The 8,495-nt window shown below is 36.7% G+C and carries 9 protein-coding genes; 4 read left to right on the top strand and 5 right to left on the bottom strand.

From position 1 onward, the window contains the following. The first annotated feature begins 334 nt into the window (after positions 1–334). Complete coding sequence (gene lgt / locus ACIR310F_RS0111475) at positions 335–1,198, top strand: prolipoprotein diacylglyceryl transferase (RefSeq protein WP_028083949.1); 864 nt, start codon at positions 335–337, stop codon at positions 1,196–1,198. 148 nt (positions 1,199–1,346) lie between these two features. After that, positions 1,347–2,168: a precorrin-4 C(11)-methyltransferase gene (gene cobM, locus ACIR310F_RS0111470; protein ID WP_028083948.1), complete on the top strand. Its 822-nt coding sequence runs from the start codon at positions 1,347–1,349 to the stop codon at positions 2,166–2,168. Positions 2,169–2,263: 95 nt separating this feature from the next. Here cobM and ACIR310F_RS0111465 read toward each other — a convergent pair whose 3' ends face one another. The 5 genes from ACIR310F_RS0111465 to ACIR310F_RS0111445 all read right to left on the bottom strand — a co-directional run bounded on the left by ACIR310F_RS0111465 (position 2,264) and on the right by ACIR310F_RS0111445 (position 6,073). Next, positions 2,264–3,022, bottom strand: a complete 759-nt coding sequence (locus tag ACIR310F_RS0111465; RefSeq protein WP_028083947.1) for a WecB/TagA/CpsF family glycosyltransferase — start codon at positions 3,020–3,022, stop codon at positions 2,264–2,266. A 112-nt stretch (positions 3,023–3,134) separates the two neighbouring features. Further along, positions 3,135–3,767: a TIGR04282 family arsenosugar biosynthesis glycosyltransferase gene (locus ACIR310F_RS0111460; RefSeq protein WP_414534262.1), complete on the bottom strand. Its 633-nt coding sequence runs from the start codon at positions 3,765–3,767 to the stop codon at positions 3,135–3,137. Then, a complete protein-coding gene (locus tag ACIR310F_RS0111455) occupies positions 3,755–4,474 on the bottom strand; it encodes a 16S rRNA (uracil(1498)-N(3))-methyltransferase (protein WP_028083945.1) in 720 nt (239 codons plus the stop codon). Before ACIR310F_RS0111455 ends, ACIR310F_RS0111460 begins: the two co-directional genes overlap by 13 nt. A 56-nt stretch (positions 4,475–4,530) precedes the next feature. Further along, the gene (locus ACIR310F_RS0111450; RefSeq protein ID WP_028083944.1) at positions 4,531–5,202 is read right to left on the bottom strand and encodes a cadmium resistance transporter; all 672 of its coding nucleotides are present in this window, start codon (positions 5,200–5,202) and stop codon (positions 4,531–4,533) included. Between the two features lie 127 nt (positions 5,203–5,329). Beyond that, entirely contained in the window at positions 5,330–6,073 is a 744-nt protein-coding gene (locus ACIR310F_RS0111445; RefSeq protein WP_028083943.1) for a tetratricopeptide repeat protein, read from the bottom strand. Positions 6,074–6,539: 466 nt separating this feature from the next. On the opposite strand from ACIR310F_RS0111445, the gene ACIR310F_RS0111435 reads away from it, so the two are divergent. After that, positions 6,540–7,865: a pentapeptide repeat-containing protein gene (locus ACIR310F_RS0111435; RefSeq protein WP_028083942.1), complete on the top strand. Its 1,326-nt coding sequence runs from the start codon at positions 6,540–6,542 to the stop codon at positions 7,863–7,865. A 66-nt stretch (positions 7,866–7,931) separates the two neighbouring features. Continuing rightward, a complete protein-coding gene (locus ACIR310F_RS0111430; RefSeq protein WP_028083941.1) occupies positions 7,932–8,375 on the top strand; it encodes a protease inhibitor I42 family protein in 444 nt (147 codons plus the stop codon). Positions 8,376–8,495: the final 120 nt, after the last annotated feature.

Below are 8,495 nucleotides of genomic sequence, written 5' to 3'. Positions count from 1 at the left end.
TAAGTAGGTTGGCGTTAAAAATTGTCGTTATGACAAGGGAACAGGGAACAGGGAACAGGGAACAGGGAAGGGGTTTTGGGCAACTTTACTTTTCGTTACTTATGTCGGTTTTTTTCCGCTCACCTACTTAGGTCTAGATATTAAATATACTAACAGCTTTTTTCCATAACTTAGTTAAATCTAACATCTCATGGTTCATGATTGGGAATTAGTAACTAAGTAGGTTAACACTATAAAAGCAAACTGTGCCAAGAAACGTAAAATCGCCTATTGTAAGATTGCCTTATTATTGTCTTTGTCTTTGTAGATTTCATATTCCTATAGGTAATTTTCCATGGTAGTGGATTTTTCGATTTTGCCCTTGGGGTTTCAATTTACTTCTCCAGGTCCGATTATAGTTAAACTCGGACCAATTGTTATTCGCTGGTATGGGTTATTAATTGCCTCTGCTGTCTTAATTGGTGTCACCCTTTCCCAATATCTGGCCAAACGTCGTCACGTTAACCCAGATTTACTCAATGATTTATCAATTTGGCTGGTAATTGGCTCTATTCCCGCAGCCAGGCTCTATTATGTCTTGTTTCAATGGTCAGAATATTCTCAACACCCAGAAAAGATCATTGCCATTTGGGAAGGAGGTATTGCTATTCATGGGGCAATTCTTGGCGGTGTCGTAGCGGCGTTGATTTTTGCTAAACTTAATCAAATATCTTTTTGGCAATTAACTGATTTAGTCGCGCCTTCCTTGATTTTAGGGCAAGCAATTGGTCGCTGGGGAAATTTTTTCAACTCGGAAGCCTTTGGCCGTCCCACTGGTTTGCCTTGGAAGTTGTATATTCCCCCAGAACGTCGTCCTGTGGATTTAGTTAATTTTGAATATTTTCATCCCACTTTTCTCTATGAGTCTTTGTGGAATTTCATGGTTTTTGCACTCTTGCTAACTTTGTTTTTTCGAGCTTTATCTAAAAAATCACCTTTGAAAGTGGGGACTTTATTTTTAGTTTACTTGGTAGCCTACAGCTTGGGGCGGTTTTGGATTGAAGGTTTACGCATGGATAGCTTAATGCTAGGACCTTTACGAATGGCACAAATGGTCAGTTTAGGAGGAATGTTTTTAGGACTGGTTGGTTTAGCTTGGCTGTATGTACTCAAGCGTCCTTTACCTGATGTTGTTTCCTCTTTCAAGGGAGATTGCTAAAAATAAAAAATGCCCCAGAGTAATTAATCTCCAGGGCTTAACCAGGGTGCATCTACCATCTATTTCTACAACTCAAAAGTAGTGAATCCGGAAGGGTACTGAAGGATTTGCCAAAAGTTTTTTGTCGGAGTTTTTCAGAGCAAAGTTAATGAAGGAATATACGAGTAATTTAAGTGTTAATGACTACCAAAATTCTCTAGATCCAGCAGTTTATATTGTGGGGGCAGGACCGGGAGATCCTGATTTATTAACGGTTAGAGCGCAAAAGTTGTTGGCTAGGGCTGATGTGATTTTATTTGCAGATTCTTTGATCCCTGAACAGATTTTAGCTGTTTGTCGTCCTGATGCGGAAATTATCAAAACTGCAAATCGGACTCTAGAAGAGATTTTACCACTGATGATTGATGCCGTAGTAGCCCATAAATCCGTCGTGAGACTGCATTCTGGTGATCCTAGTCTCTATAGCGCTATTCATGAACAAATGCAGCTATTAGCAGCGGCTAATATTCCTTTTGAAGTTGTTCCCGGTATCAGCGCTTTTCAAGCAGCCGCAGCTAAATTGAAAATTGAGTTAACTGTTCCCGGTTTGGTACAAACTATTATCCTCACTCGTATTAGTGGACGCACTTATGTTCCTGCTAGGGAAGAATTAGCCAGTTTAGCAGCACATCAGGCCAGCTTATGTTTATATCTGAGTGTCCATCATATCACTGAAGCACAAACTCAGTTGTTAGAACATTATAATCCAGAGACTCCCGTAGCAATTTGCTATCGCTTAGGCTGGCCGGATGAAAAAATCCGCGTTGTTACTTTAGCAGAAATGACCGCTTGTACTCATGAAGAAAAATTACAACGGACTACACTTTATGTAATCAGTCCAGCACTTTTACCAGTAACCGGACGCTCCCGTTTATATCATCCTGAACATGACCATTTATTCCGTTCATCACATCGGGATTCTGGATTTTAGATTTTATTGATTCTATACACAAGTTTGGAGACTTGTCAATTAGTTTCAAACCAAAAATACAGCAAATTTTTATCAGTCTTGCTAGAGATTATTGATCATTTTTTTAGCACTTTTGCCCGAAAACTGCTGTAAATTAAGGATTTTAAAACGAACTCTGGTATGGCTAACATCCGTCGCCAACGCCAAGGTTCTTGATATAATCTATATAGCCATTCTAAGTTATTATTTGCTAACCAGTTGGGAGCGCGTGTTTTTGTTCCTGACCAAATATCAAAACTACCACCAATACCGATCCAAATTGAGTTAGGACATAAATGGCGGTTTTTAGAAATCCATAATTCTTGACGCGGAACTCCTAAACCAACAAATATTATTTGTGGCTGTAGTTGACTGAGGCTTTGCAATAATTCTTGTTCTTCTTGTGAAGAATGATAACCAGAATGTGTTCCTGATATAGTTAGTATGGGAAGTTTTTGTTTCCATAAATCTGCTGCTTTTACCGCTACTCCTGGTGCGCCTCCATAGAAAAATATTGACGCAGATATTTGTTTTTGGGCAACTGTTTGTAACAGTTTTTCTGCTAATTCAATTCCCGGAATACGTTGTATTTTTTTTCCTAATAAATACTGCAAATACAGCACAACTCCCGCACCGTCAGGAATTACTAATTCAGCATTTTGAATAATATTTGCTAGGGTGGGATTTTTTTCTGCTTGTATGGTCATTTCTGAATTAAGGGTAACTACATGAGTTCCTTTACCTGCTTTTAAAGAATATAATAACCAGTCTGGATAATCATCCATAACATGAACTGGTAAACCTAATACTGAAAATGCTGGAGGGATTTCAAACATGGGTTCTTGAAAATTAAACGGGGTTGATATTTTATCCAGGTTATTTTATCAAATTTTTCCCTCAATGGATAATAATAATTTTCTCCTCTAATCATTTACTTTTTGGCTGACACTAATCATACTCACTTTCAAGATCCTCTGGACGATCAATATCTGCTAAAGATGGCAAATAACCTATTGATAAATTCAATTTCTCCGCAATTTCTAGTGTTTTTGCAAATACTTCAGCCGTACCCCACTGGATATTTGTAAATAATTCCGCTGCTGGTTTTTGTAACCCAATTAAATAGTAACCACCGTCAATGGCTGGACCTAGAACAAGATTAAAAACTTGCAATTTCTCAAAAGCAGTTAGTAAAATTTGTGAGTTTAAATCGGGACAATCAGTACCAATGATAATTACTTGTTTTGCTGTTTGATTAAACGCATTTACAAGCGATCGCTCCATTCTTTGACCTAAATCTCCCTCACCCTGAAATTGATATAACCAGTCATTTCCTAACCAATTTCGCATTTTTTCTAAATTACCACCAGTAAAACGTATTTCTACGGATAATTTGATCAGATTTTGTAATTCTTTAACTTGCAAAATGGTCTGTTCAGTCATCTGTCTTTGCAAGTTAGCAGCGCCAATATCACCCAGAACTGGTATTAACCGCGTTTTTGTTTTTCCTGGTTCTGGATAACGAGTAAAAATAATTAGGTGTTGAGTTAGATGTTGTTTTGCTGATTTCAAGGGCTTAATTCAAAATTTGCTGCTATTAAGGATATCGCAACTATGGGCGCTGTAACTGCGCGGAGAATACGACAACCCAGGGAAGTGGCTACAAATCCCGATTTTACAGCTATTTCTAGCTCTTGATCTGTCCACCCCCCTTCTGGTCCAATAGCAATAATGATCTCCCTTGCAGTGTTAGCATTATTTATCACCTGCTTTAAGTGAGGATAATCACCACGGGCTTCACAGATATAACTATGACTGGCTGTATTTTCATTTATGGCAGTTTTAAAAGCTACTGGTTCTAAAATAGTAGGAATCACGGCTCTTTCTGACTGTTCAGATGACTCTGATGCTATGCGCCGCCAACGTTCTAGCTTTTGAGAACTGGGATTTAATAAACTGCGATCGCTTAAAACTGGAGCAATATAAGTTACTCCTAATTCCGTACAACAGCGGATAACTTCATCAAATCCATTCCCTTTCGGTAAGGCCATCATTAAAGTAATAGATACAGGTAATTCCGTTTTAACCTCTAGTATTTCTACTATCTCTCCTTGTGTTCCTTGTAACTTAGTTAACCACCATTTACCCATACCATTCATAGCGATAAATTGATCACCATCTCGTAACCGTAATACTCGCAGCAAATAATGTTGCTGTTGAGGTGTTAATAAAAGTTGGTTTTCTTGAAGTTGTTGGGGATTAATGGTAATACGCTGAAGTTGTGACATGATCAAGATGAATTTTTAGACTACATTGTATGTAAAATCCGTAAAAGTAGCAATCTTTAAATAGCAATTTGAGTTAGTAGCTTAAATGTGCCTCTGTCGTACATAATAAATAACCCCAAGGCCATTAATATAAAAGGAATCATAACCCGACCATAGCGACTTAAAATATAACCAATAGTAACTTGACTGGTCAATAGATAAGCAATACCACAGCCAACTCCTACCATGGCTAAAAATACGGCTATAATTATGGCTAAACTAACAAAATTTTGACCCGCGAATAGAGGTATATAAACACTAATATTGTCACCGCTATTAGCAATGGTAATAGCTGCAACTTGATAAGTATTTGGGTGGAAAATGCTCAAGAAAAAAGACCATGTTGGGTTAGGGTGTAATAACCGTGGAAAATCAGGATTAACTGTCTGAACTTCGGTACTTTCCGTACTTTCTGTTTGTTGATTAATCAGTTGTTTCATACCAAGAACTATGGGTATTATTCCTAATAATCCCAACCATTCTCGCTGTATGAATAAACCGCCAAAAAATCCTGGTAAACTCAACATAATAATGGCAAAAAAACCAAGGTATTGACCAATGAAAATATGACGTTTACGAAAACTACTATCTATTTGCGAAAACAATAGTAGTAGAATCATCATATCGTCAATATTAGTGACAGTAAAAGCAATTATCCCCTCGATAAAAACATTAGCCAGCTTATTCATTATTAATTAAAGGAAATTTCCTCATTTACCTGTATCTGGTATATGTCAATACTATAGCATTTCCCATCCTGAAATGTACAGGAATCGGGAATCAAAGACAGATAAGTTTGTACCCTAGTTGTCATATTTATTGTAATAATTCCTGAAACCGTTTTTCATTGCGAACTTTATCAAAATCTCGATCATTTTTCGCAAATTCTTGATATTTTTTTGGTACAAGTTCGATGGCTTTCTTGAGGTTTTCAATTGTCAGTTCTAGATTATTTTGTAAGGCATAATTGCAAGCTTTATTATAATAAACTTGATGCAAATTAGGACGAATAGTAGTTGCTTGGTTGTAAGATGCTAAAGCTTCTTTGTAGCGCTGTAATTTTGTCAACGCGATTCCTCTATTAATCCAAGCTTCATGTTTATTGTGGTCAATAGCGATCGCTTCATCATAAGATTTTACGGCTTCTTCGTAATGTTGTAAAGCTGTTAAAGCATTACCACGATTATACCAGGCTTCATCTTTATTTGGGCGAATTGCGATCGCTTCATCATAGGATTCTACAGCTTCTGGGTACTGTTGTAAAGCAATCAAAGCATTTCCCCGATTTACATAAGTTTCCGCACTATCATTTTTAATGGCTATCACCCGATTATAGAATACTAAAGCTTCTTGATAACGATGGGCATCTAATAAACCATTAGCTTGTCTTAGTAAATTTTCTGCTTTTTGACTGTCTTGTACTTCTGTAATCAGTTGATTAACATTGCTTTCTTGAACAACTTTTTTAGCATTTTCAGATGAATAATTTGCCGAGTCACTACAGCCAATTATCATCAAACTGATTAAACTAGAGGCAATTAAGCTTCGCCAAATTACCATACTGCTCCTACAAAACTCTTATGATGATCCTAGAACTGATTGTAATTTAAAAGCCGTATCAAAATCAACTAATTATTATTAATTATTTTTTGATTCTGCAAATTTAAAATTAAGATTTGGATAAACTTTTCAGAAACTACCCAGACAATACCATAATCATCCTCCATAAATCAATTATGTATTTAATATAATTCTTTTTTCTTCTCCTGACTCCTACTTTTCACTAAAAAACTTTTTTATGCTTACTCTAAGTATCAGCAGTTTTACAAATATCAAAGAGTGATGCTACAGAAAAAATCTCAAGGATCTGTGATAAAATAACATATTTGTTGCCTTTGCAGCCAGGAAATTTTCTCACGAACTGATTTAGCCAAGGTTAGGGGTATATAATACTGTTAATACAAGTGTTTTCGCAAAGTTTCAATTTATGTTTCAATTTATGGTGAGTTAATTGGAGGAAAAAAATATGACTATTAATGAATCTGATTCATATCACCTATCTTCCCCACAGATAAATCAAGAAGATGAATTGGAAATTACTGAAAGTAATCAATCATTAGCAAAAGTAGAAACGGAGAAAAAACAAGTATCGGCACAATCTTCTCTGAAAACAAGTATTTTCCAAGAAAATTCTACTCTTTTTAGTGGCAATTCGAGTATTCAAGTCTTGATGATACCAAAGATTTTATTATTGACTAGCTTGTCCATGGCCATAACTTTAATTAGTATTGTCATTAATAACTCATGGCTAGGGATTTTGGGAACTTTAGCAACTTTGCTGTTATCAGTGTTGATACTTTACCCTTGGTGGCAAGATATCATTCAACAATGGTTTGCACCTGAAGATAGAAAAGTATTTGTTGGTTTGATAGGATTAATAGTAGCAATAATTGGCTTATTCAGATTTACTAATTTGGGTCATAGTTTACTACTTTGGGGAAAGAGAATTAATTGGGAAGCCTCTGGTACTTTAGCAGAATGGTTTGGAGCTTTAGGACAAATTGCCATTGCCATTATCGCCGTTTATGTAGCATGGCGACAATATGTAATTTCTAAAGACCTAACCATTCAACAAAACCTACTCACCGTACAGCAAAACGTCATTACTCAACAACAAACCATAGACTCCTACTTTCAAGGAGTTTCTGACCTAATATTAGACGAAGAAGGATTATTAGAAGACTGGCCGCAAGAAAGAGCGATCGCCGAAGGACGTACTGCTGCTATATTCAGTAGTGTAGATGGTAGTGGTAAAGCCAAAATTCTGCGATTTCTCTCCCGTTCCAAATTACTTACTCCCCTACAACGCGATCGGCGTTTAGGAAGAGCTATACTAGATGGTACTGGTGGTTATGCTGAAGATCGTTTAGAAGGAGTGCGCGTCATAGACTTAGGTGTAATGTTAGCAGGTGCCGATCTAGCCGATAATGATTTACGGTGGACAGATTTAAGTGAAGCCAATCTCGTCCGTGCTAATCTTAGTAATTGTGACCTAGTAAAAGCTAACCTTTCCCGAACAATACTATATGAAGCCAATCTCAGTAATACCGATTTAAACGGAGTTCGTCTATTTTATGGTTTAGTAGAACAAGCATCTCCCCGCAGTCGCACTCAACCCCCCAACTACGAAACCGGAGAACACACTGGTGCGGTTATTGAAAATGCTGACTTCACTAATGCACAAAGAATGTCCCCAGCGACTCATTACTACTGTTGTGCTTGGTGTGGAGAAAAAACCAGAAATACCATTCCGGGAGGTTGTGAAGGAATTCCCAATAAATTGGGTAGATAAAAAGAAATTGAAAATTGATATTGTAATAATAACTAATTGACAATTGATAATTAATAGGTTGAAATCATGAGTTTAACTAAACGAGTTTTTTTAATTCTTTCTTTATTAACCACCTTGGGGATTACTTCCCAACTTAGCGCCACAGCCAAAAATCCGCCATCTAAATCAGAAATAACCATCAAAGATAGCAACAATCACAAACAAATCAACCTAGAAAAAGGTAAAATTTTGATAATTAAATTATCAGCCAATCCATCAACAGGTTATAATTGGCAAATAATTAAAAATGATCCTCAAAAACTCAAACCCTTGGGAGATTCAGTATTTGAACCATTACCAACAGCAGCAGGAGAATCCAAACTCAAATTAGTAGGATCACCTGAGAATCAAGTTTTTCGGTTTTTAGCCCAAAACTCCGGTTCAACCCAGCTAAAACTCCAATATTCACGGCCTTGGGAAAAAAATATTCCCCCCATCAAAACCTATCAAATTACAGTCAAAATTCCTTAACCAAAAAATTGACGTATAAAACCGAAAAATTGCTGAAACTCCCCTCTTTGCGGCTCTGCGGCTCTGCGTGAAAAAAACATAAATTTTCTAGTAAAGTCAAAAATTCCCAGTAAATTGACG

It is taken from the genome of Dolichospermum circinale AWQC310F (genome assembly GCF_000426925.1).
GTDB lineage: Bacteria > Cyanobacteriota > Cyanobacteriia > Cyanobacteriales > Nostocaceae > Dolichospermum > Dolichospermum circinale.
This window is presented reverse-complemented; position numbering and strand designations above follow the sequence as displayed.

Bases quoted from the DNA above. Each gene is read 5' to 3' on its own strand.
- lgt (WP_028083949.1), top strand. From the start codon at position 335: ATGGTAGTGGATTTTTCGATTTTGCCCTTGGGGTTTCAATTTACTTCT.
- cobM (WP_028083948.1), top strand. From the start codon at position 1,347: ATGAAGGAATATACGAGTAATTTAAGTGTTAATGACTACCAAAATTCT.
- ACIR310F_RS0111465 (WP_028083947.1), bottom strand. From the start codon at position 3,022: ATGTTTGAAATCCCTCCAGCATTTTCAGTATTAGGTTTACCAGTTCAT.
- ACIR310F_RS0111455 (WP_028083945.1), bottom strand. From the start codon at position 4,474: ATGTCACAACTTCAGCGTATTACCATTAATCCCCAACAACTTCAAGAA.
- ACIR310F_RS0111450 (WP_028083944.1), bottom strand. From the start codon at position 5,202: ATGAATAAGCTGGCTAATGTTTTTATCGAGGGGATAATTGCTTTTACT.
- ACIR310F_RS0111445 (WP_028083943.1), bottom strand. From the start codon at position 6,073: ATGGTAATTTGGCGAAGCTTAATTGCCTCTAGTTTAATCAGTTTGATG.
- ACIR310F_RS0111435 (WP_028083942.1), top strand. From the start codon at position 6,540: ATGACTATTAATGAATCTGATTCATATCACCTATCTTCCCCACAGATA.
- ACIR310F_RS0111430 (WP_028083941.1), top strand. From the start codon at position 7,932: ATGAGTTTAACTAAACGAGTTTTTTTAATTCTTTCTTTATTAACCACC.